General features: G+C 53.4%; 24 protein-coding genes and 3 pseudogenes. 10 read left to right on the top strand and 17 right to left on the bottom strand.

The window, feature by feature from the left end; translation table 11 throughout:
• Window positions 1-32: 32 nt before the first annotated feature.
• Window positions 33-1,181 carry a Fic family protein gene (locus tag EDC39_RS11745; protein ID WP_148896585.1) on the bottom strand — a complete coding sequence of 383 codons (1,149 nt, stop codon included), beginning with the start codon at window positions 1,179-1,181 and terminating at the stop codon, window positions 33-35.
• A gap of 517 nt (window positions 1,182-1,698) precedes the next feature.
• Between EDC39_RS11745 and EDC39_RS11740 the strand changes: the two genes are divergently transcribed.
• The 5 genes from EDC39_RS11740 to EDC39_RS11720 all read left to right on the top strand — a co-directional run bounded on the left by EDC39_RS11740 (window position 1,699) and on the right by EDC39_RS11720 (window position 5,707).
• Window positions 1,699-2,757 carry a hypothetical protein gene (locus EDC39_RS11740; protein WP_187426776.1) on the top strand — a complete coding sequence of 353 codons (1,059 nt, stop codon included), beginning with the start codon at window positions 1,699-1,701 and terminating at the stop codon, window positions 2,755-2,757.
• A gap of 99 nt (window positions 2,758-2,856) precedes the next feature.
• Window positions 2,857-3,294 carry a MucR family transcriptional regulator gene (locus EDC39_RS11735; RefSeq protein WP_148896583.1) on the top strand — a complete coding sequence of 146 codons (438 nt, stop codon included), beginning with the start codon at window positions 2,857-2,859 and terminating at the stop codon, window positions 3,292-3,294.
• 436 nt (window positions 3,295-3,730) lie between these two features.
• On the top strand, window positions 3,731-4,531 hold the full coding sequence (locus tag EDC39_RS11730) for a hypothetical protein (protein WP_148896582.1): 801 nt from the start codon (window positions 3,731-3,733) through the stop codon (window positions 4,529-4,531).
• Window positions 4,532-4,690: 159 nt separating this feature from the next.
• The gene (locus tag EDC39_RS11725; RefSeq protein ID WP_148896581.1) at window positions 4,691-4,933 is read left to right on the top strand and encodes a hypothetical protein; all 243 of its coding nucleotides are present in this window, start codon (window positions 4,691-4,693) and stop codon (window positions 4,931-4,933) included.
• A gap of 243 nt (window positions 4,934-5,176) precedes the next feature.
• Window positions 5,177-5,707, top strand: coding sequence for a hypothetical protein (locus EDC39_RS11720; protein WP_148896580.1), 531 nt, complete (start codon window positions 5,177-5,179; stop codon window positions 5,705-5,707).
• A 537-nt stretch (window positions 5,708-6,244) separates the two neighbouring features.
• Here EDC39_RS11720 and EDC39_RS11715 read toward each other — a convergent pair.
• The 10 genes from EDC39_RS11715 to hxsD form a co-directional block, all read right to left on the bottom strand.
• Window positions 6,245-6,622, bottom strand: a complete 378-nt coding sequence (locus EDC39_RS11715) for a hypothetical protein (RefSeq protein WP_148896579.1) — start codon at window positions 6,620-6,622, stop codon at window positions 6,245-6,247.
• 14 nt (window positions 6,623-6,636) lie between these two features.
• On the bottom strand, window positions 6,637-8,115 hold the full coding sequence (locus EDC39_RS11710) for a conjugal transfer protein TraH (protein WP_148896578.1): 1,479 nt from the start codon (window positions 8,113-8,115) through the stop codon (window positions 6,637-6,639).
• Window positions 8,078-8,560, bottom strand: a complete 483-nt coding sequence (locus EDC39_RS11705; protein WP_148896577.1) for a hypothetical protein — start codon at window positions 8,558-8,560, stop codon at window positions 8,078-8,080. The genes EDC39_RS11710 and EDC39_RS11705 overlap by 38 nt, the downstream gene beginning before the upstream one ends.
• On the bottom strand, window positions 8,541-9,356 hold the full coding sequence (locus tag EDC39_RS11700) for a conjugal transfer protein TraF (protein ID WP_187426775.1): 816 nt from the start codon (window positions 9,354-9,356) through the stop codon (window positions 8,541-8,543). Before EDC39_RS11700 ends, EDC39_RS11705 begins: the two co-directional genes overlap by 20 nt.
• Window positions 9,353-10,813, bottom strand: coding sequence for an HD domain-containing protein (locus EDC39_RS11695; protein WP_148896575.1), 1,461 nt, complete (start codon window positions 10,811-10,813; stop codon window positions 9,353-9,355). The genes EDC39_RS11700 and EDC39_RS11695 overlap by 4 nt, the downstream gene beginning before the upstream one ends.
• Window positions 10,803-12,182, bottom strand: a complete 1,380-nt coding sequence (locus tag EDC39_RS11690) for a type IV secretory system conjugative DNA transfer family protein (RefSeq protein ID WP_148896574.1) — start codon at window positions 12,180-12,182, stop codon at window positions 10,803-10,805. The genes EDC39_RS11695 and EDC39_RS11690 overlap by 11 nt, the downstream gene beginning before the upstream one ends.
• Entirely contained in the window at window positions 12,151-12,885 is a 735-nt protein-coding gene (locus tag EDC39_RS11685; RefSeq protein ID WP_148896573.1) for a hypothetical protein, read from the bottom strand. Before EDC39_RS11685 ends, EDC39_RS11690 begins: the two co-directional genes overlap by 32 nt.
• 715 nt (window positions 12,886-13,600) lie before the next feature.
• Entirely contained in the window at window positions 13,601-14,737 is a 1,137-nt protein-coding gene (hxsC, locus tag EDC39_RS11675) for a His-Xaa-Ser system radical SAM maturase HxsC (protein WP_148896571.1), read from the bottom strand.
• Window positions 14,734-16,194: a His-Xaa-Ser system radical SAM maturase HxsB gene (gene hxsB / locus EDC39_RS11670; protein ID WP_148896570.1), complete on the bottom strand. Its 1,461-nt coding sequence runs from the start codon at window positions 16,192-16,194 to the stop codon at window positions 14,734-14,736. Before hxsB ends, hxsC begins: the two co-directional genes overlap by 4 nt.
• Complete coding sequence (hxsD, locus tag EDC39_RS11665) at window positions 16,181-16,546, bottom strand: His-Xaa-Ser system protein HxsD (protein ID WP_148896569.1); 366 nt, start codon at window positions 16,544-16,546, stop codon at window positions 16,181-16,183. The genes hxsB and hxsD overlap by 14 nt, the downstream gene beginning before the upstream one ends.
• Window positions 16,547-16,648: 102 nt before the next feature.
• Between hxsD and EDC39_RS15870 the strand changes: the two are divergent.
• Window positions 16,649-16,891 (top strand): annotated as a pseudogene (locus tag EDC39_RS15870) (transposase); the annotation flags it as partial.
• A 36-nt stretch (window positions 16,892-16,927) separates the two neighbouring features.
• Here EDC39_RS15870 and umuC read toward each other — a convergent pair.
• From umuC to EDC39_RS11645, 3 genes are all read right to left on the bottom strand, one after another.
• Complete coding sequence (umuC, locus tag EDC39_RS11655) at window positions 16,928-18,187, bottom strand: translesion error-prone DNA polymerase V subunit UmuC (protein WP_148896568.1); 1,260 nt, start codon at window positions 18,185-18,187, stop codon at window positions 16,928-16,930.
• Window positions 18,184-18,615: a translesion error-prone DNA polymerase V autoproteolytic subunit gene (umuD, locus tag EDC39_RS11650; protein ID WP_148896567.1), complete on the bottom strand. Its 432-nt coding sequence runs from the start codon at window positions 18,613-18,615 to the stop codon at window positions 18,184-18,186. Before umuD ends, umuC begins: the two co-directional genes overlap by 4 nt.
• Before the next feature lie 82 nt (window positions 18,616-18,697).
• Window positions 18,698-19,198 carry a helix-turn-helix domain-containing protein gene (locus tag EDC39_RS11645; protein WP_246140249.1) on the bottom strand — a complete coding sequence of 167 codons (501 nt, stop codon included), beginning with the start codon at window positions 19,196-19,198 and terminating at the stop codon, window positions 18,698-18,700.
• Between the two features lie 59 nt (window positions 19,199-19,257).
• On the opposite strand from EDC39_RS11645, the gene EDC39_RS11640 reads away from it, so the two are divergent.
• From EDC39_RS11640 to rpsU, 4 genes and pseudogenes are all read left to right on the top strand, one after another.
• The gene (locus EDC39_RS11640) at window positions 19,258-19,680 is read left to right on the top strand and encodes a magnesium chelatase subunit ChlI family protein (protein WP_246140248.1); all 423 of its coding nucleotides are present in this window, start codon (window positions 19,258-19,260) and stop codon (window positions 19,678-19,680) included.
• A gap of 130 nt (window positions 19,681-19,810) precedes the next feature.
• Window positions 19,811-19,991: pseudogene (locus EDC39_RS11635) on the top strand (type II toxin-antitoxin system VapC family toxin); the annotation flags it as partial.
• A 118-nt stretch (window positions 19,992-20,109) separates the two neighbouring features.
• Window positions 20,110-20,706, top strand: coding sequence for a MarR family winged helix-turn-helix transcriptional regulator (locus EDC39_RS11630; protein WP_246140247.1), 597 nt, complete (start codon window positions 20,110-20,112; stop codon window positions 20,704-20,706).
• A 43-nt stretch (window positions 20,707-20,749) separates the two neighbouring features.
• Window positions 20,750-20,872: pseudogene (gene rpsU, locus EDC39_RS11625) on the top strand (30S ribosomal protein S21); the annotation flags it as partial.
• Between the two features lie 95 nt (window positions 20,873-20,967).
• Here the strand turns inward: rpsU and proX are convergent.
• The 3 genes from proX to proV form a co-directional block, all read right to left on the bottom strand.
• A complete protein-coding gene (gene proX / locus EDC39_RS11620) occupies window positions 20,968-21,987 on the bottom strand; it encodes a glycine betaine/L-proline ABC transporter substrate-binding protein ProX (protein WP_148896563.1) in 1,020 nt (339 codons plus the stop codon).
• 180 nt (window positions 21,988-22,167) lie between these two features.
• Complete coding sequence (locus EDC39_RS11615; RefSeq protein WP_148896562.1) at window positions 22,168-23,007, bottom strand: ABC transporter permease; 840 nt, start codon at window positions 23,005-23,007, stop codon at window positions 22,168-22,170.
• 30 nt (window positions 23,008-23,037) lie between these two features.
• Window positions 23,038-24,249, bottom strand: coding sequence for a glycine betaine/L-proline ABC transporter ATP-binding protein ProV (proV, locus tag EDC39_RS11610; RefSeq protein ID WP_148896561.1), 1,212 nt, complete (start codon window positions 24,247-24,249; stop codon window positions 23,038-23,040).
• Between the last annotated feature and the right edge of the window lie 294 nt (window positions 24,250-24,543).

Here is a 24,543-nt window from a genome sequence, read left to right as displayed (position 1 = left end):
CGGGGCCACCATAGTCGGTTTCGGGGTTCTCCCTACAGGTGGACGGAATCCTCCCAGACAAGGCTATAGCTGACGTTTCGTCCTCTTTGCTGGTTCTGTCGCAGGATGCCCTTGTTGACCAGATCGGCCAGCTCCCTTTGCGCCGTTGCCCGGCTGACATGTGTCATGCCGGCATATTTGCGGTTGGTCATGCCCCCCACGAATCCGTCCGGGCCGGCTTCCAGAAGGCGGTTGATGACCTTGCGTTGCCGGTCGTTGAGTTCCGTCTGGACATGGCGTTGCCAGAAGCGGGCCTTGACCAGAACATTGGTCAGCAGTTCGTTTGACCGCAGGATGGCTCTGGACATGCAGTCGAGGAACCACAGGAGCCATCCGGTTATCTCGCCATCTCCCTTGTTGGTCCGTTCGAGGACGGAGTAATAGGAAGCGCTGTCAGCCATGATCTGCGAGGACAGGCTGTAGTAACGGATCGCGAGGGCTTCGTCCTGGGCCAGTGCCATTTCGGTCAGGGCGCGGGCAATCCTGCCATTGCCATCGTCGAAAGGATGGATGGCGACAAACCACAGATGGGCCACCGCCGCCCGCAGAAGGCCGTCTTCCTTCTGGCTGCTTTCTTCCCACCAGTGTAAAAACCGCTCCATCTCGCGGGGCACCCGTTTGGCGGGAGGCGCCTCGTAGTGAACCTTCTCCCGTCCCACGGGACCGGAAACGACCTGCATCGGGCCATCCAGGTCGTCGCGCCAGGCTGCGACCCGGATCTTCTGCAGGCCTGAGTATCCGGTAGGAAAGAGCGCCGCATGCCAACCGAACAGCCTTTCAGCCGTCAACGGTTTGTCATGGTTCCGGGTTGCGTCGAGCAAAATCTCAACCACGCCATCGGCATGTCGGTCCCGGATTTCCGGCAAGCCGGCCGTAGGCAGGCCCAGCCGGCGGGCTACTGACGACCGCACGGCCTTCGGGTCGAGCTTTTCGCCCTCGATCTCAGAGGTTTTTAACGCTTCCTCGATCAGGACTTCGGCTCTGGCCTGCTGCCGGACCTCCATCCCCAGCTCGCGCATTTGGGCCAAGAGGGAGCCCTGTTTAAAGCGGCATTCTCCAAGGGGCTTTATCAGTGCCTCACTGTCCTTGCGAAAGTTGGGCCAGGACGGATGCTGCCAGATGTATTGCGGTTCGTGAGTCATTTGGCTCGCCTTATCGCCTCAAATATTGAGTCAATAATAAGCCAGATTCGCCTCACATGCAAATTTATCTGCAAACCATCTGGCATGACTTCGTCATGCAGATATTTCTGAACATATTACTGACCAAGCTGGGAAAGACGTTATCAAGGCACTTAAGCGGTGCAGCGTTGACAATATAAGTTTTATGATATAGTGATTGAAGTTAAAAGGTGCTCTTGTTTCTGGTGGAGGTAATGTTATTTGTTCAATGTTAGATCGTGAACGAGTATGCTAAAAAATCGATATGACGATGTTGCATGTATACTCGGCGATATTGGAGGATGGAGATGTGATAGAGAAATGAAATCTACCTTGGAATGCCATATCAGATAAACAATCAATATGGTTGCATAACTTTTTGATTATAGCACAATTAAATAAAGAAATACAAATAGGCCGCAATGTTTGTGTGTCATAAAAAAGAAATTACTAATGCATGAAAACACAAAGCAAACTATATTTAGAAGGAGGGTTCTGAATGTTGTATAGGATTGTTTGTTGGCTTTTTGCATTGTCGGCTCTGTATTTATTTTACATAGGACAAGTTTCGATTGGTAATAGTTGTTTGTTGGGTTCTTTTTTTATGTATTTTAAATATAAGACAAGACAAATATATCACAATTTAAAATATAATATGATAGCAATTGCGTGCAATGTGCACATTGAGATAGAGCTAGATATAGAAAATATATTAAGCAATGAAATAATTAAAAATATTGTTGAGAAGAGAAAAGGGGATGGCTGTTTTCAAGAAGTGCATGAGCTTTGGAAAAAGCAAATTTTAGATACATTTATAAAAACAAGAAATCAAGAAAGTCATACATACAAGTTGACTTATGATGTTGTTGGCGGAGCGTTATTGCTGGAAAACAACGAGATTAAATCAGACGGCCTTATTTATCATGAAATCTTTCTGCCGCGCACGGAGGATGATATAGAAAATGTCGATTTGATCTATAAACCAGAAGGTGTGCCTTATTGTGGTCTTCTGCTAAGAGTTTTTATAAAAAACGGTGTGCTAAGACTTCAGGCTGGAAGGTTTGGTGCTTTTTCGCAGGATGTTATACAAGAAAAACTGTTTGGAGAAAAGGACCATTCTAAATATATAGAATTTATCACAATTGCAAGTTTTCCATTGATTTATTTTCCGGAAATAATTCAATTGCCTGATTTCAATTTTCAAAATATGGTTTTTGAAATCGATAGGGATTATTTTAACTCAAGCTCCGGGGCAAGTTTTTCAAATTATAAAACTGCAACAAAAGAAATAAACAATTATTATAAGATTATAACATATGGACGCAGTGAAAACATGATTTCTTCACTAAGGAGAAATATGGTTATCAATAAATTTGCCAAAAAAAGGGACTCGTGGCTCAGGGAAGAAGGATATGTATGTTTAAAACATGCCGACCATTCATTTTCATACAAAAATGATTGTATGACAATAAGTGTGGCCAATAACAGATATATAAAACAGAATAAAATATTAAATGATATGTTTAACTGGAGTGAATACTCATCTTTTGATTGGTAGATATAAAATTTTATTTTGACAGGAGCTTGCCAATCCTCCAGATTTAAGGTGGCAATATTTTTGTCAGCCACCAATAAAACCAACTAAAGGAGAAACAACATGTCGGAAATTCTTCAGATGGCCAAGGACCTGGTCGAAGCTCAAGCCACTTCCCGTTCGATGTCGACCGAGGAAATGATCACGTCCCTTTCGGAGATCTACAAGGCGCTCCAAGGCCTTTCCCAGCAGCAGGAGGCGGGTGCCGGAGAGAGTGAGGCCGGTCCTGTTGTGAGCCGCAAAAAGGCTTTTGGCAAAGACAAGGTTTACTGCATGATTTGCGGCGAGGGAATGAAAACCCTTGCCCGCCACCTGCGGACCAAGCACGACATGACGCCGTCCGACTACCGCAAGCAGTTCGACATTCCCAGCTCCCAGCCGCTGGCCGCCAGGAGCTATTCCGAAACTCGTCGGCAGATGGCTATCGACGCTGGTCTTGCCGATAACCTTGCCAAGGCCAGGGCGGCCAAGGGCAAGAAGAAAAAATCCGCCAAAAGCTGAACTCATGCTGGAAACGCCAAAGCCCCCGTCATGGGGGCTTTGGTTTGTCCGGCTTTGGTTTTCCAATTGTTTGTGGCTACTTCTAGCTTCGTTCCTTTCACCTCTTGGTTGCAGGCTTGACAGCTCAATAAAAACACGCTAACAAAGAGTTGTTATATGGGAGGGGGAGAATGACACAAAAAATAAAAGCCGTCCGGGGAGGAAACCAACCGGGCGGCTTTTGTTTTTTTACCGAGCTGCAGAACCGCACAGATATTGGAATCCGCTGTTATGGATGAGCCGACATAACAGGGCAATTTGGTTGCTGACATATCTTAGGCATTGAAATCAAGGTAATAATGCTCCTTAGGCTTGGCAGGACGAGTGGGTACACGGTCGACCATCTTGGGTTATTAGATGGAGAGAAATAACAACAAGTTAGTCTATAAGGACCAATATGCTGACCAATTTAGACAAGTACAAGAGTGATCTCGATTCATTGATCAAACTCGGGAAAACTATGGAGTTAGATCTTACCTTTAGACACCTAGAGGAAGAAGGCAAGCTATCTGCGGAAGACAAGGAGACCTTTAAGAAATTCAAAGGTTCTTTTGAAAAAAACTATCAACGCTGGTACACAGAATCCACAGCGATAATAAGGCAATTGCTCCCCGATAGAATCATAGAGTTTGAACACCTATACAAAGGTGACGGCAAGAGAAAAGAAATTAACAGTACTACTTACAATGTGCAGGATTGGCTTAATGGTATTCGCGCTGGCGTGAACAATTTTACGGGAGAGAAATATTACAATGATTTTGCAGTGGTATCGATGCGGTTCCATACGCAGATAGAAATACTTAAAGCCGTCAAGGCTCGTTTTGAAAGCTCCTTATTTGATATTCGTCAACTTGTACAAGCAGACTTGTTTGACTCAGAGCTTGATGCGGCAAGGGAACTTTTAAAGAATGGTTTTCTTCGTGCTGCTGGGGCAATTGCAGGGGTTATTTTAGAAAAACATCTCGCACAAGTTGCAAATAACCATAATATTAAAACTCGCAAGAAGCATCCCACAATAAGCGACTTTAATGACCTGCTCAAAAACGGCGGAGTCCTTGATGTACCTACATGGCGTCAGATACAAAGATTGGGAGACATCAGGAATCTTTGTGATCACAACAAAGATAGAGAACCGACGAAAGAAGAAGTAGAAGAACTGGTGGGAGGCGTGGAAAAGTTTACAAAAACATTATTTTAACAAGGCTAACAAAGAATCGTTATACAGGAGGGGGATTATGACACGATGAACAAAGCCGTCCGGGGAGTAACCGACCGGGCGGCTTTTTGTTTTTTTAAATGAAATCATGGCAGGCCATACAAGGAAAAGGATTAATAGGTTGGGCACTAGGAGGAAAGCATGGAAAAAGAGAAACTTATGTTTTCATGTGACGTATGTGGCAAACAATACCAGCATGGGCCAGGACGATATGAAGGGCATAAACTAGAGTTATATGGCGGAATTTTTTGCTGTGATTCGTGCTGGCGAAGTAATTGGGATGGTTGGTCAACACATTATGAAGAGATTCTTCTTAATCACATCAAAAATAAAGGGCTTCCAATCCCAAAAAGAAATATAAAGGGTCTTCTTCCTCGAAACTGAAAGCGCAACATTTAACAATTTCTTGAACCATTGCTCTGTATTTCCTTGGTAAGTGCACAATGCGCTTGTTCGGACGCAAACAACGCTGCACATCGTTATCACCGTACTGCTTTACAGTTAGCTCTAATAAACTGTGGTTGATAATGTTGATTCTTAGGTGTGCTTGCAAATTGAATTAGCCAACCATTTCCAGTGACAACCAGATGATGTTACAACAACCAATTTGAGTTATTGGATGGCAATATGGAAATTTTAAAAAAATTATGCACATTCACTGGAGCTCTTGTTGTGTGCGCCATCTTGATGCCCATTGATGAAATTCCTGTTGCTGGAGCTCAATCGATAAAAGCCGAAGATGCAGTAGTGAACACAATATATCAAATCCAGCACGTTCTGCTTAATTTTTACACCTCGAGCGATGTAGAGAAAATGATAATGGTTGCCCGTGGCAAGGGGGCCACATCTTATAAGTTTGTTCGTTATTATGGAGGAGAGGTGGGATGGTCAGTGTCTGACAGCAGAGACAAAGAGGTGTTCAAGGTTATGCTTACGCCTGCTGAGGGACGAATGAGAAAAGGAAAATATCTTGGGCCGTTGATGGCGCTTGATAATTCAAAAAAAACTCATAAATGGCATCGTGATATTATGTCAAAATATTATAAACAAATCGCAGTTGACAGGTTTTACTTGGGGGATGGCTGCACAGGAGACATGAAGTTGTTTCGAGGGGGTGCGGGATATGGAAGAACGATAATTACTGTTGAATGTCAATGATAATGTAAAGCGAAATCGAAAAGCAAAGAGCCAATTAGACACAAACAGAAGGAATATTGGTGTTATATGATATCGTTATTGATTACAATAATGGCTTTGTTTGTTTTGTTGATTTATTTCTGTGGTCCGTGGATTGTTGCAGAAAAAAGAAATTGCGCCCATAAGAGGATTATAAAAATTTTTACGGTAGTTGGTCCTCTTTTAATGTTATATCCTTCAGTTGTAATGTCCGGATGGTTGGGTTATGTGCCAACGTTTTTGTTGTATATTTGGTGTTTTCTCGACAAAAAAAATACTTAGCTATTAAGTTGTCCAGACCAGCCATTCAGTGCACACTGAAACCCCTCCATGTGTTCTCGTAAAGGTCTTTACTAGCTCCAACGTCCAGTCGCAGCCGGTTATTATGACCATTGAGGCTTGCTCATGAAATATTGTCATTGGCACCTGCAACATCAATAAGTTGGTTGATGGCGATTTCCGAAAAGACCATGGATTTATCAGGATGTAAACCAAAGCCCCCATGACGGGGGCTTTGGTTTACTTGGTCTTCGCGGCTTTCTTGTCCTCGACCACTTCCAGTTCCGGTTCCGTTTTCAATGGATTGTCGAATCCACGTGGCGGACGGTACTCCATGCCCATTGCCGCGCACATCTCGGCGTTGAGTCGGTTCATCTCCTGCCGCAGCTCTTCGTTGCGTTCCAGAAATCTGATTGCCTGTTCGACCGGAACCCCATTGCGCCTGCCAAGGCGCTGCCGCAGCCGGTTGATGATGAAGTCGTTGGCCGAAAGCAGGCGGATAAAGTCGTTCGTTTCCGCCGCCCGCCGGGGGACCACTTCCACGTCGTCCCGCTTCGCCATTTCGATACGGCGCTCCATGCGCTGCTGCCGAATGTCCTTCGATCCTTTCTTTGCCATATTTACCTCCTGCGTTAACCGTTCTTGGGCATCAGCCGTTCTGCCAGCCCTCCGCTGAATCGTTCCTTCAACTGCCTTCGCACCTCGTCGGAAAAAACCTTGCGCCGGCTGACGTAGGTTTCCAGGGCGTTGAGTTCGCTCAGCGTCGCGGCCAGGTCCTTCCGCACCGCGTCCATCAGCTCCCTGGTCCGCTCCTGCACCACCGTGATCTGTGCGGCGGCTTCGTCCACGTTGTCGATCCGGCAGGTCGCCGTGCTGTTGTTGCCGGTCGGGTTGTTCTGCGTCGACATGATGGACTGAGCGGTGTAAAGCAACCGGTCGGTCTTGGCGAAAAGGTCCATGAGCAGGCGGTAGGCATAGGCCCTGCCGGCTACCTCGCCCAGGTAGAGCATTTCGGAGGACTCCAGGCCGGACGCCACGGCGTTCTCGAGAATTTCGACCGCCGGCAGGGGCAGCGAGTTGAGAAACGTCCGGTCGGCGGCTGCCAGCGGCTGCCGATTAGCTATCCGGTCGCGGATGGCGATGAGCCGGGCCCGGACGTACTGTTGCAGGTTCTTGTTGGCGTCGGGGATGGGCGTGCAGGCTCCGGCAGCCGCCTTGCCCTCCGCGTCCCCGTTCAGGAAGTCGTCGAGGCCGGTGTTCTTCTCACAGGGGGGATCGTAGACGACCTTGTAGGCCGCGACCCCCGTTGCCGGGTTGGGCGCCTCGATGTAGATGTCCCCGATGTAACCTCGCATCAGCCTGATGTAGTCGGCGTTCGTCAGGCCGATCTTGGCCGCCGCGTTGTCCAACACACTGCCGCCGGCGAACACGTCCCTGAACTCCGCCGAACAGCCGGACATGGACCCGGCGGCGGCCGCCGGGTCTGGCTTGTCGTTGTCGGCCTTGCGAAGCTTCTGGAATTCGGTCCAGAGATCCCCGACTCCGGTTGTCTGCCACCAGTCGGCCTGGATGCGGCTCAGCTTCGACTTCTGTTCCTCGCTGCGGGCCGTGGGAGTCATGAGGGTGGCGACAAGAGACTTGGAGGCCCGGCACTCGTCGAGCTGGATGTTGTTCAGTTTCGACGCCAGGGATTCCATCGAGCGGATGGTGTCGCTCACCTGCGGGGCAAAGACCTTCAGTGCCACGTCGAAGGCGGCGGCCGGCGCGGCGTTCATGATCCGCTCCAGCTTGGCCACCAGGTAGTCGGTGTTCAGAAAGGACATCCCGCCCATGAAGGCGTCGATGCCGCCGCAGCCGGTCTTGAGTTTCGGGAGGGTGATGCTCCACAGGTAGTCGTTCCGCAGGTTCCAGCGGGCATCGAAGCTGCCTGCCGTGAAGTAGCCACGTTTGGCCCCGGAGTAGAAGTTCGGGCTGGACGAGGTTTTCTGCGTCACCCAGTCGTCGACCCAGCCGGCGGTGGCGGGCGTGAGGCTGCCCGTGGCCAGGGCCAGACAGCCGGCCAGAGCGATTCTCCTAGACCAGACGCGGACGCGGTGTGTCCAGTTGCGCATGACGACGTGCCTCCTGTTCCAGCGCGTGCGGGTTGAGAGTGAGGGTGTCGACCGGGATTTCCAGGCTGGCGGCAGGGATGCCGGCCATCTTCATGATCGTCTTCGGACTACGGTGATACCACTCGACGCTTCCGCCGGGGCGGACTCTTGCTTCGGCGTAGCGGTCGCCACCTTCCGGTATCCCGTAGATGGCCCTGTCGTTGTAGTGCTCGATCAACAGCGGATGCTGTTTGGCCTGATGCGGAAACTCGGTCAGGATGGCCCACCAGACGCCCTCGATGGCGTTGGTGACGGAAGGACCGGGATTGTGTGTCAGCTCACTGGCCAGAAAGACTGTCCGTTTTTTGCCGGCAATGACCCGCAGATGGCAGATGCCGATGGAGCCTGGCATTTTGCCGCCATAGACCAGAAAGCCGTCCTGAAAGTCAGCGTCGGGCCTGGACATCGTATCCGCCTCCCCGCTGGAAGTCGTAGAGATTGAAGTTTTCCGGGGTGACTTCGCCGCGCATCAGGCGGATCGCCCGGAACAGGTGCTTTTCGATTTCCATGACCGAGGCCACGCCGGTCGTCACCGGGAAGAAGTCATCCGATCCCCTGCGGATCAGGATCAGGGACGGTGTCGTCTCGACGCCAAGCCGTGCGGCCAGGTCGGGATTGTCCTCGATGTTGATCGGCTTGACCTGCCAGCCGACACGGGAGACGAAGTGCGGCATGATCGCGTCCTGCGCCTGGCAGAAGGGGCAACTGTCGGAGCGGAAATAGAGCAGCGCGAACTCGTCTTTCGCCTTCATCAGTTTCCGGCGCCGTTCCTCGACCTGCGCCCTGGTCAGCGCCTTGCGGCCCGGCGTGGTCAGAGGATTGTCCTTGGCCGTGGTCAGCTCCGGGTACTTCTGCCAGACCATCTCCGAGGTGTTGACGAAGGCCAGGGCCTTGCGCCGGATCACGTCCTGGACCAGGTAGTGCCGCCGGACGTTTTTCTCCGTCGGCACCCGGACGGCCTCCTTCAGGACCTGCTCGGCGTATTCCCTGAGCCGGTCCGGGTCCATGTTCATCATCTCGTCCACCGTGTAGTCCGGGATGGCCGGCTTTTCCCTGTCCTTCTTCTTTTCTTCCTGCGGTGGCCGCTCGTACCACCAGTAGCCCCGTTTCGGATCGTCATGCCGGGTGTCCGTGGCGGCTCTGGCATGGCTGGCGGCCACGACCAGCAGAAGCAGGGCGACCCATGCCATGCGCCGGCTCATTCGTTCTCTCCTGTCTGGTTCGGCAGCTTGACTTTCCGCACCATCTGCCGCAGCAGGGGGCTTTTCAGGGCTTCGAGGTGGGACGGCAGGACGCCAAAAGCTTCGGCCCGGAAGGGAATCAGCAGCGACCTGAATGCCTTGCCGCTGCCCATGACCACCAGGCATTGCGAGGTGTAGTAGCCTTCGGCGACGATGCTGGTTTCGATGGCCTTCAGCTCACTGCTCATCCGCTCCACGACCGCCGCCAGAATCTTTCGTTTCGTTTCTTCGTCGGCATCGCCAAGCAAAAGCTCCGGTGTCCGCTTGCCGACCCGCCTGATCTCCTTCCAGAGTGCGTCCGGCTGGCAGAGAACCAGCCCTTCCGGGATGGAGACGACCGACCAGCGTCCCTTCTCGATCCTGTTGATGCGCTTCTTGAGACCGCTCAGGACCGCTTCCAGGTCAAGGTTGTCCGGGAAGCCCTTGTTCGTGGAGGCTTCGGACAGTTCCTCCTGTTGCCCCCCGGAGTCCTCCGGGTCTGTCTTCTCCCCTTCTTCGTCAGCCGCCATGTCCGGCGCGGACTCTGCCCCGGTTTCCAGTCGCGTCTCTTTGTCCGTGGTGGACGTCGAGGGTTCTTCCCCCTCACTCTCTTGAATGGTGTCCGGGGGCACCTCCTGTTCGTCGTCCGGCTTGAGACGGATATCCCTGCCGGCGGGAGACAGGCGGCTGATCTCGTCGAGCCGGGTTTTCTGGTCGGCCTGTTTCAGGGCGGCTCCAAGGGGATTGTCCGGGGCGACCAGGTGGTGCTGGCGGATGGCCTGGGCTATGTCGTCCGCGTTCGACATGGACTCGAAGCCGGGAACGCGGTGCAGGGCGATGAGGGATAGGACGGGATGGTCTCCGGTGCGGTAGAGGGCGTACTGGTAGGACGGCAGCTTGCCCAGGTCGTGGCCGAGGCCGGCGATCAGGGCGTCCGGGATCATGACGGCCTGCTTCATTCCTTCGGCCAGGCGGGTTGCCACATCGAGGCTGTGTTGCCAGAGCGGAACCCGGGAAAGCAGGGCGAACACGTCCCTGTCGTATTTCTTCTCCGCCTCATTCGGGTTGCGGTGAACGACGGAGGGACAGTCGCCCTTCTGGTCGAGGATGGACAGGATCTTTTCGATGACCAGTTTCTTCTCGCCCCGGACGGTGGCCGTATTGCACCAGCGGGCATGAAAGTCCCGGATCTCCTTCCTGGTGTAGTTCGGGGCCTTCTCCTGTTGCTTCCGGGCGGCTTCGGGCGTTGTGCGCCAAATCTGGGCGATCTCCCGGAAGTCGACCACTTCCCCCTTGCCGGTCCATAGCCGGGCGATGTCGGCCAGCAGGCGGCGTTCCTTATTCTTTCCTTTCGGGGCCGGGCGAAACTGCCAGGCGGCGTAGCCGATCAGTCCCAAGCAACAGCCGATTCCGACAGAGGTGATGAGATCAGACGGCATGGCGCTCCCCGATGCTCCGGTCGGCCCGGATGATGGCCGGGGCGTCCGGAAACTGGATGGTCAGCTTCGGGTCCTCGACCTCCGCCGTTTTTCCCCGATACCGGCCCGAATAGGTCATGATGAAGAGTTCGCGTGGCTGAAGGTCCAGAACGTCCTGCACCCTCAGCACGTCCTCTTCGATCTCGCGGGTGGTGACCTGGGCCGGGTTGTAGATGGTGGACAGGGTTTTCTTCCTGCCGAAGTGCTGCACCACGTACTCGGCGGTTTCCGGGTCGGGCGCACGCATGAAAATCTTGGTGTTGGTGTTGTCGAGAATGGCCTTGGCCGCTGATTCTCCCAGGACGGAATAGAGCTGGTTGACGCTCTGGGCGAACGCCTGGACCATGACGCCGGCGGACCCGGCCTTGGCGAACAGGTCCTCGACGCCCCTGTAGAAAAGGGACTGCGCCTCGTCGATGTAGATGGACAGCCCCCGGTCGATTCTCTGGCGGCCGGAAAGGTAGACCCGGCCCACGAAGGACTGGATCATGGAGAGGATGACCCGTCCCAGGGTTTCTCCGGCCTCGCGGGTAATCATCGAGCCGGTATGGACCACCAGGATGACGCCCTGCCCCTGTTCCAGGCGTTCGATGAAGAGATTGGATTCGGCCTTGCCGATGATCTGGCCGATGTTGCCACTGGACAGTTCGTTCAGGGCGGTGCGGAGGGTGGTGCTGACCTTCTCGTAGTAGCCCTGCGGTGAGTCGAGGATGTCCTGAAGGACTCCCGCGACAGATTGCGCCTCGGGGTCGGCTATCCGCTCCAGAGCCTGGCGCATCTCTTCGAGGGCGGAGCGGCGGATGGCCTGACGCACCAGGTCGATGTTCATGATCGGTGGGCGGCCCTCGGCCCTGGCCAGCAGGATGGTTCCGGTGACGACTGCCGTGGCGACCTCCTTGGCGACGTTGCGGTAGAAAGGCTCCTTGCCGTCCTTGATGCCGGCAACCAGGTGGCCGACCAGTTCATCGGGCATGAAGTAGTAGGCCATAGGGTCTATCACAGCCGAGTATTCGGGATAGATCGGCGTGACCAGCTGCATCTCGTTTTCCCTGCCGCACTGCCGGGCCACGTCAAAGATCTTGGTGAAGATCTGCTGGTCGCCCTTGGGATCGAGAAAGACGATGTTCTTGCCGGCCCGAATGTCCTGCTCGATCATCAGTTCGGCCAGACGGGTCTTGCCGACTCCGGTGGTGCCGAAAACGAAGGTGTGACGTTTCCGGTCCCGCTCCGGTAGTCGAATGGGGACAATCCTGGTTGGATTGTCCAGGTGGACCCCGGTGCCGATCAGCGTGGACGGTTCAGGCGGTTTTCTTCTCCGGAAGAACGACACGGACGATGATCCTTTCTCCCAGTTCGTCGGCGACCTTGCGGATCGCGGTTTTGGGAAGAAATTGCGGTGACTCGATCTCGCTGAAGGCGCCGGCGATGCGCCTTGTGCAGCGTATGCCCTTGACGCCTGTTTCTTCCCGTAGCAGAAGCTTGGGCAGGGTTTTGGAAGTTCGGCTCAGTCGAATCTGGACTTTGTAGCGGTCCTTCTGCTGTACGGGCAGGACACTGGTGACCAGGAAGGAACGGACGACGCCTGGCTTGAAGGTGCCTCGTTCCTTGGGAGGGACATGTCGGAACGGGCAGAGGCCGGTGATGGCGACGTTGCGGAAGTGGTCCTCGACTTCCAGAACCACGGCCACGTCACCGGAAGAGGATACCTGGCGGATTTCGCCCTTTACAATCTGTCCACGGAGAGAGCGCAGCAGGTTCCCTTCGTGGATGGCCTGGCGCTTTTCCAGCTCCCGCTCGATCTGGTAGCGGATCTGCCGCCGGACCTGTCTGGAGAGGCCGCGCGGATCGATCGGTCTGGGATCGGTGTCCAGAAAGGACTTGCTCAGGGCGTAGATTTCAAGCCGGTCGTCGAGTCGCACCAGAATGTCCAGATCGAACATGGCGGAGAGGGTGCGAGAGATGGCCTTTTCGATGGCGTCGGCGACCTGATCTTCAGGGAGGTTGTACTTCTCCAGAAGGTCGTGGGGGATCATGGATTGCCTCCTTCCTGCTGGATGGAGGCGATTCGGGCCGGATAGGGAGTTCGACTGTAACAGCTACCGATTGCCTGCTGGTAGCGGCAGACGCGAGGGTTGTGGCAGGAGCGGGTAAAGAATGTCGGGCTTGGTTTTGCCACAGGCGACGGCCTCCGAAAGGTGTCGCCTGTGAAATGGGGTTGGGGGGAAGGGGCAGTTTCATTGAGCCGTTTGTCGGATCAAGAACAAAAGGAGAAGTGGGTTTCACTACTGGTTTGGGATTCCTCGTGAGAGGACTGTGGCGGCAATAATTTTATGAGCCCGCCTAGCTTGAAATGTTTCTTTTGCTATCTAAACACCAAGAGCCAGCTTGAGGAAGCTGGCTCTTGGGAGATTGCGAATTCTCGGTCAATACCCGGAGTAGTGCGAACGGTGGCTGTAATGGGACTCGTGGGAGTAATGAGATTCGTGGCTCCTGTGTGAGTAATGCCAGCCGACGACAACCTCTCCGTTAGAGACTTGGGACGGCGCATGGTCTAGATACAATGGGGTGTTTTCGTCGACGTTGGCAATGCCTTGGTCAGCCTGAACTGAAGTGTTGGCTCCGCCAAGCGCAAGCAGGCCTGCAACAAACAATCCGACTTTCGCAATTATTTTTTTCATATATCCCCCTACCATCTCGTGTTGTCAAATGGTCAAACCAACTAAACTAAGACCAAATAAAGCACAGACATTACCCATTGTCAATCTTCTCCAAAACGGGGCGCAAATAGGCACTTTGCCTGCTAGATGTGGCAAAAACCCCGGCGCATTGTTCTTTCACCGCACAGGGAGCACATGTTTCGACCAGACTGTTTTTCCATCTGGATATAGACTGGCGAGCAAAATCCCAACCCGCTCGGGGAAGCAGGCATAGGGGCATGTTGTAGATCGACACCGGCACTCCCCTCAGGGCAAGCTGGTTTGCTGCATGTCTCATTTGTTCTCCGTAATCGAACGGATCGATCCAGATCGTGTCGATATTTTCGTCAGCCAAACCCCGTATTTCCATAGCCATAAAAGCGACATGAACGACAAAGGGGAAATTTCGGTAAACAAAATCTGCGAACCGCCCCATCTGTCCTGCATTGACACGGTTGACCACAAAGCGAATCTCGATGGGCACTCTAAGCTTGGCTAGATTGGTAATTCCTTTGACGGTCTTGGCGAAACTCCCCTTAACCCCGACAATCCTATCGTGATCACGGTCATTATCGGCATGCAAACTCACGCAGAAGATAACTTGTCCCCCCGCAGCGATAGCACATCTCTTAGCGTACTCAAAATCGGAAAAATTCTTGCCGTTGGTAAGTAGGACCGTAGGTCGATCCTTGAAGCGGATTCGGATCATCTCGAGTATCGCGACGAATTCATCCCGAAGCAAAGATGGTTCACCACCAGTCAAGCAAAGCCCTTCGACTTCTTCTGGGGTGAGCATGGCAAGAATATTCCTAGCAATTTTCGGCAGGGCAGGGTCATGCTTCTTTGGCGGCTGAGGGCACATCAGGCACCGACAGTCGCAGGCTTCGGTCAGGAGCAAGCTATTCTGTCGCGACCCAGCTTCCCATACCACTGAAACCTCCCCCGCTGGAGAGATCAGGACTATATCGTTATCTTGAAGATCAAGGGATAGGAATTCGTGGGGGAGGTTGCCGACTCCCTTAACCCCTGGGCCTAATTTATTGGAGGAAAGGCAGGCCGCATATCCATAGGCGCCCTCGTCTCCCGTGAATACGTAGTTCCGTCTACTCAGAAAGCTCTTAGGGGTTGTCGTTACACGGGCCAAAACTGTTCTGGCGAGACCAAAAGGGGTGCCTTTCGACTGTTTCATGATTTGTCTCCGCGGCCCAGTGGTCGCCTAGTGATCCAAGACCAGAATACGGCCATTTCTTGCTCATCGTTTCGCTGCAATTTGTCGAATAGGATATCGAACACCCCCATGGCTTTTTGGCAAAAATCGCTCTCAGGCCGATGTCCGACAACATCTCCTGTCTCTAGGTAATTACGTACTGGGTCAACACCACAGTACGCTTGGTAGACGCAGGAGGCACAGCTAGGCATCACTTCCAAATTTCCTTGTTTAACGATGTCTCGCAACTTGCGACCGTTAAAAATCTCCTTGAACGTCGATTCCCAAACATTTCCGAGCCTGAAATAGTTGTCCCCCATGCGGGACAGCATGCGCGCTTCGTCGGAAGGGAAAACATCCCCCTGATAATCGTAGATTGCACCGGCAATTCCAGCTCCTGTTGGCGATTGTAAGTCCACGAATCCAGTGGCGAAAGGCGTCAAGATTCGTGTCAACAAGATCGTCGCGAAAAATTCAGGGAAATGGTGTCCTTCGAGGTTCTTAGCAATTATGTAGTCTAGGCCTGAACGATAGGCAGCCAACCACTCAGCTGGAGTATAGGCAAGGGTCGTCTGATTTTCTGCTGCCATGCCATAAGGGTTTAGAGATCGGAAGAATACGCCTTGGAATCCGAGCCGGATATATTCATCCACAACTTGCTGGAGGGAGTCTAAATTACTGCGCGTCGTAGTCATCAAAGCCGAGGCTGCGTTATGTCCGCAGATTTCACGGGCTAGGGCGAGGTTATTCAGAAAGGCGGTATAGGTGTCCCTGCCGTTACGCAGTATGCGGTGTTTGTTGTGGATGTTGGCTGGCCCGTCCAGAGAAGTTGAAATGCTTACATTGTGGGCCCGAAAAAATTCAAGTTGTTCGCGGGTGATCGAAGTCAGATTTGTGCAAACGACAAAGGACAGATTCCTGCCAGCCACCTGGTTCAATGACTCTGCATGTTCAACAGCCGCGGTCAGGGCTGGCCAGTTAAGGGTCGGCTCTCCTCCCTGAAATTCAATTTTGATATCGTTCGACGGTCCCTCGAAGATTCGCTCTACAATGATGCGGGCTGTCTCAGGACTCATATCGAACTCCCGTGCCGTATCGTTTTCGGCCGAGACTTGGCAATACTGACAATCTTGGTTGCAACGTAGGGTTATGACCAACATGTGTAGAGAGGTAAAGTCCCTCAAAAACCCTTTGCGCGTGCGATATTTGTTAGCTAAAAGATCAATCGCCAGTGGCAGGTCGTCCTCGGCAACAAAGTGCTTGCCCTTGAGGGTCTTGAAAGTTTCCGTGTTAGTGTCAAGATCTTGGCAGACAAAAGCTTCGAACTGTTGGGTCGGCAAAAAGACGTAATCGCCAGCTTCGTTGACCATCAGCACGGTGTTGTCTTCCCTTCTCTTAAACTGAAAGGGAAGGATATGATAGCGGTTAGTCCTTGCCATTGATCTTGTCCTCGAGGTTCGCCACTGGCTTGAATGCCTGTTCAACAATCAGATCACGTAGCCTTCCAAATTGGCGGTTTAGTTCTTGACGCAATTGTTGGTCGTTGACTTCGCGACAGAACTCTTCCACCAGTTGTTGGCCTGTGACGCCGTACTCCAAGCTCTTTATCCCGGAGAAAGTTACTAGTACCTCGTTTTCGCCCTTAGGCTCGATTTGGATGGTCGCGAATCGATTTAACTTGTAGGCAGCAGCAAAGATGGCGGCTTTTTCATAGAAAGACTTGGAAAGGTTTATCGTCCATTTGTTATTATCATTTTTTACGAAAATTTCTTGGTTTTTAATTCTTGGCATGGCCGTTCTTCCTTATCTGTAAATACACGTAAATACACCGGGTAACCCCGGCTTTATGGGGGACTAGCAGAGTGTTGGGGGGAATTTGAAAGCGTCCTCTCTGTGAACCGCTCAAAGTTTACAGAGGGGAAGCTTTCATTGGACAGCACACAAAGCTTATGTCATTCAGTTTGGGACTGCAAGTATCACGTAGTTTGGACATCGAAGTGCCGTCAGAGAGTTCTTGATGGCCGGGTTCGGCAGCATTTGGTAGAGGAGAAACAAGAGTTAGCCCAGCAACGAGAGATTCACGTTTTGGAAGGTCATTTGTGCCTGGGCCACGTCCATGTGTACATTGCGATTCCACCGAAGTACGCGCGACTCCCGATTCATTCTCTCCCCTCACCCGACCTCCGGAATGCTCTCCCAGCGTGTCGTGTAGGCTGGCGACAGGTGCGCCCGACGCATGAACCAGTCCTTTTGCGGCCGCTGGCCGCCGAACCAGATCTTGCCCCTGCCGCTGTGGTTGATGGCGTCGACGGCCTGCATCAGCTTGCCGTTCCGGTCATGGTCCGTTCCGGCAGAGAACAGATCGGGCTGCACCTGGTCGGGAGTGCAGAAATCGCCGAGCATCACCCCGGCCTTGGCGTAACGGCAGCCGTCCTTCCAGATGCCGTCGAACAGGCGGGTGACCATGGCCAAAATCGCCAGACTGTCGGCGCTGGGACAAGGCAGCGTGCCGGTGGCGGCGTTGCTGTAGCCGGGGCCGGTACCGTCGAACGGGCTGGTGCGGATAAAAAGATGGACCATGCGGGCCAGCAGTCCCTCCCGCCGCAGCTTTTCGGCGGCGCGGGCGGCGAACTCGCACACCGTCTGGCGTACTTCCCCATAGTCGGAAAGCTTCTCGCCGAAGGAGCGGGAGCAGACGATCTGCTTTTTCGCCGCCGGCATCGCCTCCAGCCCGATGCAGCTTTCCCCGTTCAGCTCGCGCACGGTCCGCTCCAGCACCACCGAAAAGCGCCGCCGGATGCGGCGCGGCTCCCTGCGGGCCAGATCGAGCGCCGTGGTCACGCCCAGCTTCTGCAGGCTGGCGGCAAGCCGCCGGCCGACGCCCCAGACCTCGCCGGCAGGCGTGATCGCCAGCAGGCGCTGCCGCTTTTGTGGGTCGCTCAGATCGACAACACCCTGGGTTGCCTTGAACTTCTTTGCCGCGTAATTGGCCAGCTTGGCTAGGGTTTTGGTCGGCCCGATGCCGACACTCACCGGCACGCCGACGTGCTTGTGGACGGTGGCGCGGATCTCCTGTCCGTACTCGACCGGCGATGTGACGCCGCTCAGGTCGAGAAAGGCCTCGTCGATGGAGTAGATCTCCAGATCGGGACTGAACCGTTCGAGGGTCTGCATCACCCGGGCGGAGATATCGCCGTAGAGGGCGTAGTTGGAGGAAAAGACCCGGACGTTGTGCCGTTTCACTGTGTCCCGTACCTTGAACAGGGGCACGCCCATGCCAATCCCCAGTGCTTTGGCCTCCGGGCTGCGGGCGACGATGCAGCCGTCGTTGTTGGAGAGCACGACCACCGGCACCTTTTTCAGGTCCGGACGGAACAGGCGCTCGCAGCTGCAATAGAAGTTGTTGCAGTCGACCAGGGCGAAGCGTCTCATGGCTTGCGTAAACTATGAATGACCGTGGTCACCACACCGAAGATCTCCAGCTCGGCCCCTTCTGGCACCGGCACCGGCGCGTGCCGGCTGTTCATCGGCACCAGCCGCACCTCGGGTTTCAGTTCCAGCTTCTTCACCGTCAGCTCGCCGTTGAACTCGGCGATGACGACATCGCCGTGCCGGGCCTCCAACGAGCGGTCGACCACCAGCACGTCACCGGGAAAGATGCCGGCCTCGACCATCGAATCCCCCTGCGCCCGGACAAAGTAGGTGGCGGCGGGATTCCTGACGCAGAGTTCGTTCAGATCGAGGGTGCGCTCCTTGTAGTCGGAGGCCGGCGAGGGAAAGCCGGCTGGCACCGCGTCGAGAAAGAGGGGAATGTCGAGCCGGGTGGTCTCGCCGGCGCGACCAATCAGGTTTGCCTTCATGCAGGTCTCCAATCTATCCACCTGTTCGCATCGCGAAGAATACAGGCCGTTTGTGACAGAACACGACACGCCATGCGGCCTTTCAAGTTTCGTTTGAACATTTTGCCGCAGGTGTAGGCATGGCTTCCAGCCTTTCTTCCAGAAATTCCTCAATGACCCGCATGTTCCGTTTGCAAGGGGTACGGACCCCTCTCAACCATTCTGAAACCTGTTCAGGATGACGCCCCAGCTCTTTCCCAAGCATTACCAGGTCCAATCCTTTGATTCGCTTGTACCATTCAAGCCTTTGGATTGTTCCTTCCGGTATAGGAATAGGATTGTAGCCGAGAAAGCGAATGATTTGAGGGTAATACTGCCAGTTAATAGACCATCCGTTCTCCCAGTTCCAGATGGTTGAGACGCTGACCCCCAGCATGGCGGCAAGCTCTTTTTGCTCCAGACCCAATTCAATCCGCTTCCGGCGCAGGTGCTCGCCCAGGGTGGCCGGCTCTTTCTCCAGCTCAGGAGGCTGCGGCAGCGTCAATTCGGTGGCGATATTAAAACGTGGTGGGGGGAATTGATGATTGTTGGTAAAGGGGCACACACCCCTGCCCTTGCGGTTTTCTGGGTGATCCCCAGCACCCCTGCTCGTGCACGCCGGTGATGACCCAGCGCTACCGCAGCCGGCTCTCCGGCCCGCTGCTCGACCGCATCGACCTGCACATCGAGGCGCCGCGCGTCGCCCACAAAGACCTGGCCGCCACCACCGGCGCCGAGCCTTCCGCCGCCATCCGCGCCCGGGTGGAGGCGGCGCGACAGATTCAGCGGCAACGCCTGGAACCCTTCGGCCTGCACACCAACAGCCAGATGCAGGCCCGGCACCTGAAGCAGTTCTGCCGACTGGACAGCGAAGGGGAAAAGCTGCTGGAAATGGTGGTCGACCGGCTGGGGATGTCGGCCCGCAGTTACGCACGCATCCTCAAGGTCGCCCGCACCATCGCCGATCTGGCCGGGGAGGAGCGGATCCGCCAGCCGCACCTGGCCGAGGCGGTGCAGTACCGCGGGCTGGACCGGAAGCTGGGATAGTCCACCCCAAAACAACCGGTTCTCCTCTTGATCTACCATATCCATAGAGATAGGGTTTTACTAAAACCATTACTTGCGGAGACACCATGAAAGTCACCATCAAAGGACAGGTCACCATCCCCAAGCACGTGCGGGAAAAGTCTACCTGCAATACCGACGTGCGGGAGGGGATAAGACCGCTCCTTTGCCCGATTTTTTTCATAGACGCCCATGCCGCCGTCTCCCAGCTGCCCCTTCTTTCACGGGACAGGGCCAGATTTCAAACCTACTTTCCCACCGTTGAACTCATCACGCCCGACACCACACCATGACCTAAGACCACGTGCACCATTGGCGACTTGACAAGAAGAACACACCCGCCAGCCTCAGCCCTTATCGCATTGGGAACAATTCTCAGCCCCAAAGGAATCCACACCAGAGGAATAGCCCTTGCCTGGCGTAAAAACTCTGACTATGATGCGAAAATATCTTGACTTCAAAGCAGGCACTGACCATATGAACACAACACCAGAAAACCCACCTACAAACCAACAACCTCAGATCCCGAAAGGGAGCTACGAACTCCGCATCCTCCAAGCGTTACGACGGATTATCCGTGCGGTAGATATCCATTCGCATAAACTATCCACACAACACAACATCACCGGCCCGCAACTAGCCTGCCTATTGACAATCAACGATGAAGGGCCATTAACAAGCGCCAGCTTAGCCAAGAAGGTTTACCTGAGCCCAAGTACAGTGGTTGGCATTATTGATCGACTTGAAGAAAAAGGGCTGATAGAACGGAACCGGAATAGCAAGGATCGCCGTCAGATCCATATTTCGATAACCACTGCTGGTAAGCAACTGGTTGAATCGGCCCCCTCTCTTCTTCAGGACTCCCTGTCCAGCGCCTTGGTAAAATTGCCGGAAATTGAGCAGGTTTCTATCACCTTGGCACTCGAAAAGCTGGTTGACCTGATGGAGGCCCGCCAAATTGAGGCGGCGCCAGTGCTCGAAACCGGTTCTTTATCCTCAGACTCCTAACCCCCCCTTAACGTAAACTGTCTGCTTGACGGGGAAGCTTACGGAAGGGCTGTTCCGCGAGATGCGCCGCAGGTTTTATGAAAAACCGAGTGTCCGCAAGAGACGCAAAGCCAAAGAGGCCCAACGCCGCTTGCGCAAAAAGCTGAAACGGCTGCAAAGAAGGTAGGGGCCCATTTATCTCCGTTGTCTGGCAAACGAACAAGAGCCGGAAGGATTGTCCTTCCGGCTCTTGCAGTTCATTTTCCTTATAGATGGACCGACCTATTTGGCTGCCTTACGTGCCGCCTCAAGCCAGCTGTTCCATTTTTGCTGGTTTTTTTGAATCCACTCCTTGACGTGACGCTTGATATCCTTCGGCGAGTTTTCGCCATCCTGCATGCGAGTGTTCTGCTGGTTGATATCGGAAAGCGGTAAAGTAAAAACCTCGAAGAATTTCTTAGCAGCCGGGTTTTTGGCGAGAAACTTCTTGTTGGCAACAATCCGGATGTCGCTGACAACAAAACCTGCTTTGAGGGGGTCGGTAACTGCACCCGTAACGCCGCTGACAGTCATTCGATCCTTGCCCGGCATCTGGGATTCTTTTGGCACGATCTTCGGTACGTTAATCCACATCACGTCCCGGCCCGGCTTCAGTTTACCGATGGTCCAGTTCGGTGCCCAAGTGTAAAAGAAAACTGGTTTGCCAGCTTTGTAACGGGCCAAGGTGTCGGCCATGCTGGCAGAGTAGCCGGCTTTGATCGGATTGATGTGGTCTTTCAAGCCGTAAACGTCCAGATGGTGACTGATGACCTTTTCGCAGCCCCAGCCGGGAGGGCAAGCGGTCAGATCTGCCTTGCCGTCACCATTGTCGTCAAAAGCCCTCTTGACCTCTGGACGCTTAAAGTCATCCAGCGACTTGATGTTGTATTTTTCAACATCCTTTTTTGAAACCAAGTATCCCTGCAGACCACCGGCTTTTACAACATAACCGACAATTTCCACCTTATCCTGCCACCCTTTTGGCATTTGACTGGTGTGGTTCGGAAACCATCCGTTTGGCCAATAGTCGACGTCACCAAGCGCAACGGCCTGATAGAAAAGCGGATTCTGCAGTTCTTTGGTTTTTTTTAGTTTGTAACCTAGCTCCCTAAGCCCTTCCTCGACCAAAGCGGCCTGAAAATAACCGGTATTCCAGGTGGCGCGGGCAGGCCGTACCGTAACACCTTTGCCCGGCTTGTCTGAACTCGCGTAGCCCGGCATGGCCAAGGCCAGAATCAACAATGCAAACAGCAGTCGTTTCATAAAACCTCCTCTTTCTTAGAAAACAGATTCAACTGATGGGAGTCGCAGCCTTATCAGCAATCAGCAAGCATTCCCGATCAATCGGTGGACGGCTCAACACAAAAGCGGGGCAATTCTGCCCTCATACGATCTACACCCTTATCCTTCAGTGCGAAGGAATAGTCCTTCTCAATGAGTCTTTTATTTCTTACCAATCCCCTGAGTGATCCGATCCAAGACCATCGCAAGCAAAACTATGGCTAAGCCACCAACGGTAGCCATACCGATCTCCAAGGTGTTGAGCCCCTGAACCACTGGGTTACCAAGCCCACCGGCACCGATCAGGGCAGCGATGACTACCATGGACAACGCCATCATGATTGTCTGATTAAGGCCGGCCATGATCGACGGCATAGCCAACGGGAATTGTACCTTACGCAATACCTGCCAGTCTGTAGCACCAAAGGCGAGAGCCGCTTCGACCAGTTCGGGATGAACTTGACGGATACCAAGGCTGGTCAAGCGAATGATCGGCGGCAGGGCAAAGACAATGGTGGCAAGAATTCCCGAGACAGTGCCGATACTGAACAGCATCACCACCGGTACCAAGTAGACAAAGGCCGGAGTGGTCTGCATGGCATCGAGGAAGGGACGCAGGATCATTTCGAAACGGTCGCTGCGGCCTGCCAATACCCCCAGCGGGATTCCAGTGACGGCACAGAAGGCCACGGAGCAGATCACCATCGACAGAGTGGTCATAGTATCTTCCCAGAGGCCAAGACTGCCAATCAGAAGGAAGGTCATTACGGTAAAACAGGACACCCGCTTGCCCGCAAATCGCCAAGCGGCGACGGCAAAAATCAGGATCACCAGCCAAGGAGGCAAGGCACTGAAAAACCACTCAAGCCCCTTCAGGCTCCACTCTACTGGAGTCTTTACGGCTTGGAAAATGTCACGATAATTGGCCACCAGCCAATCGACAAAGGCCTGGACCCACTCGTCCAACGGGATAAGCTGCTCTTCAAAGTTGAAAAAATTCATCGGCACAAATGTTCATTTAAGCTTAGGCAATCATTGTCGTGATTCACTGCGGTGAAGGGTGCGCAGAAATAGATTTTTGGAAATGGCCCCTAGATACTTGCCATCGTCATCAAGAACTGGCAACGGCCAAGGATGCTTGGTGATTTCCGGCAGGATATCCTGCATAAAATCGTTGACAGATGCTGGTTGAACGCCTTCAAGGTAAGCATTTGGAATTGTCTGTTCCGACTCTGGCCGCTCAATCACTTCACGCAACGAATCGGTCGATACAATACCCTTAAAAGTTCGGTTGCTATCGACCACATAACCGTAGCCACGGTCATTCTTGATCAGTCGCTGCAATGCGGCACGGGGACTTTTCCCGTCAACAATAACGATTGTGACTTGATTGTCGACAGCTATGTCACCTGCTGTAAGGATATTGGTTGGGTCAACCCCTCGGAAAAAGGCGCGCACATAATCGTCTGCCGGGTTTTGCAAAATCTCTTCTGGGGTGCCAACCTGGACAACTCGACCTCCTTCCATAATTGCGATGCGATCCCCGATACGCATCGCCTCATCAAGATCGTGAGAGATAAAAACGATGGTCCGTTTCTGATTCGCCTGCAGTTTAAGAAGCTCATCCTGCATTTCAGTACGGATCAATGGGTCTAGAGCAGAAAAGGCTTCGTCCATCAGCAAAACATCAGGGTCTGTCGCCAACCCACGAGCCAAACCGACCCGCTGCTGCATACCGCCAGAAAGCTCCTCTGGCAGACTCTGCGCCCAAGCTTCAAGACCAACCTGTTTGAGAGCCTGGAGAGCCCTGGCTTCACGGGAGTTACGATCTGCACCGGCCATCTCCAGACCAAAGGCAACATTTTGCAGCACTGTCAGGTGTGGCATTAGGGCAAAGGACTGGAAAACCATACTCATCTTCTCACGGCGCAACTGAATCAGCTGCTCCTTGCTCATTTTGGTGATCTCTTCACCATCAACGAATATTTGGCCGCTCGTCGGCTCGATAAGCCGATTAAGCATACGGACCATAGTAGACTTTCCTGACCCTGAAAGCCCCATAATGACGAAGATTTCGCCGTCGTAAACTTCGAAACTAGCATCTTGAACAGCGATAGTGGTTTCAGTCTTCTCAAGGATCTCTTCTTTACTTAACCCCTGATCAAGCAGTTTACGTGCCTTTTCCGGATGGGGGCCAAAAATTTTAAACAAGTTTTTAACTGCTATCTTGGGAGTCATGTCCATTTTATATCTTCACAGCTTTAACTGGATACTATAGTTTTACAATCAAACCTTATTTGTGCAGAGGCGGAACATTATTACATTGTGCATCGCTGCCCCTGAAAGCGCCTGCAAAAACCCAACACCATAAACGCAGACATGCACCATATTGTTATCTATAATTGCTTACATCAATCTCCAATCTCCAACAACAGCCAGACCCGGTGGATTCAATTTGCAAGTGCACCACCCCTGGCTTCATCGAACACTTCCTGGGGCGTCCGGTAGCCGAGGCACTTTCTCGGCCTGTTGTTCAGT

Origin of the sequence: Geothermobacter ehrlichii (assembly GCF_008124615.1) — a bacterium.
Lineage (GTDB): Bacteria > Desulfobacterota > Desulfuromonadia > Desulfuromonadales > Geothermobacteraceae > Geothermobacter > Geothermobacter ehrlichii.
The sequence above is the reverse complement of the archived record's forward strand: the minus strand, read 5'-3'. Positions and strand labels throughout refer to the sequence as shown.

Excerpts from the sequence above, each read along its gene's own strand:
- EDC39_RS11745 (WP_148896585.1), bottom strand. The coding sequence starts at position 1,181 with ATGACTCACGAACCGCAATACATCTGGCAGCATCCGTCCTGGCCCAAC.
- EDC39_RS11740 (WP_187426776.1), top strand. The coding sequence starts at position 1,699 with ATGTTGTATAGGATTGTTTGTTGGCTTTTTGCATTGTCGGCTCTGTAT.
- EDC39_RS11735 (WP_148896583.1), top strand. The coding sequence starts at position 2,857 with ATGTCGGAAATTCTTCAGATGGCCAAGGACCTGGTCGAAGCTCAAGCC.
- EDC39_RS11730 (WP_148896582.1), top strand. The coding sequence starts at position 3,731 with ATGCTGACCAATTTAGACAAGTACAAGAGTGATCTCGATTCATTGATC.
- EDC39_RS11725 (WP_148896581.1), top strand. The coding sequence starts at position 4,691 with ATGGAAAAAGAGAAACTTATGTTTTCATGTGACGTATGTGGCAAACAA.
- EDC39_RS11720 (WP_148896580.1), top strand. The coding sequence starts at position 5,177 with ATGGAAATTTTAAAAAAATTATGCACATTCACTGGAGCTCTTGTTGTG.
- EDC39_RS11715 (WP_148896579.1), bottom strand. The coding sequence starts at position 6,622 with ATGGCAAAGAAAGGATCGAAGGACATTCGGCAGCAGCGCATGGAGCGC.
- EDC39_RS11710 (WP_148896578.1), bottom strand. The coding sequence starts at position 8,115 with ATGCGCAACTGGACACACCGCGTCCGCGTCTGGTCTAGGAGAATCGCT.
- EDC39_RS11705 (WP_148896577.1), bottom strand. The coding sequence starts at position 8,560 with ATGTCCAGGCCCGACGCTGACTTTCAGGACGGCTTTCTGGTCTATGGC.
- EDC39_RS11700 (WP_187426775.1), bottom strand. The coding sequence starts at position 9,356 with ATGAGCCGGCGCATGGCATGGGTCGCCCTGCTTCTGCTGGTCGTGGCC.
- EDC39_RS11695 (WP_148896575.1), bottom strand. The coding sequence starts at position 10,813 with ATGCCGTCTGATCTCATCACCTCTGTCGGAATCGGCTGTTGCTTGGGA.
- EDC39_RS11685 (WP_148896573.1), bottom strand. The coding sequence starts at position 12,885 with ATGATCCCCCACGACCTTCTGGAGAAGTACAACCTCCCTGAAGATCAG.
- hxsC (WP_148896571.1), bottom strand. The coding sequence starts at position 14,737 with ATGAAACAGTCGAAAGGCACCCCTTTTGGTCTCGCCAGAACAGTTTTG.
- hxsB (WP_148896570.1), bottom strand. The coding sequence starts at position 16,194 with ATGGCAAGGACTAACCGCTATCATATCCTTCCCTTTCAGTTTAAGAGA.
- hxsD (WP_148896569.1), bottom strand. The coding sequence starts at position 16,546 with ATGCCAAGAATTAAAAACCAAGAAATTTTCGTAAAAAATGATAATAAC.
- umuC (WP_148896568.1), bottom strand. The coding sequence starts at position 18,187 with ATGAGACGCTTCGCCCTGGTCGACTGCAACAACTTCTATTGCAGCTGC.
- umuD (WP_148896567.1), bottom strand. The coding sequence starts at position 18,615 with ATGAAGGCAAACCTGATTGGTCGCGCCGGCGAGACCACCCGGCTCGAC.
- EDC39_RS11640 (WP_246140248.1), top strand. The coding sequence starts at position 19,258 with ATGACCCAGCGCTACCGCAGCCGGCTCTCCGGCCCGCTGCTCGACCGC.
- proX (WP_148896563.1), bottom strand. The coding sequence starts at position 21,987 with ATGAAACGACTGCTGTTTGCATTGTTGATTCTGGCCTTGGCCATGCCG.
- EDC39_RS11615 (WP_148896562.1), bottom strand. The coding sequence starts at position 23,007 with ATGAATTTTTTCAACTTTGAAGAGCAGCTTATCCCGTTGGACGAGTGG.
- proV (WP_148896561.1), bottom strand. The coding sequence starts at position 24,249 with ATGGACATGACTCCCAAGATAGCAGTTAAAAACTTGTTTAAAATTTTT.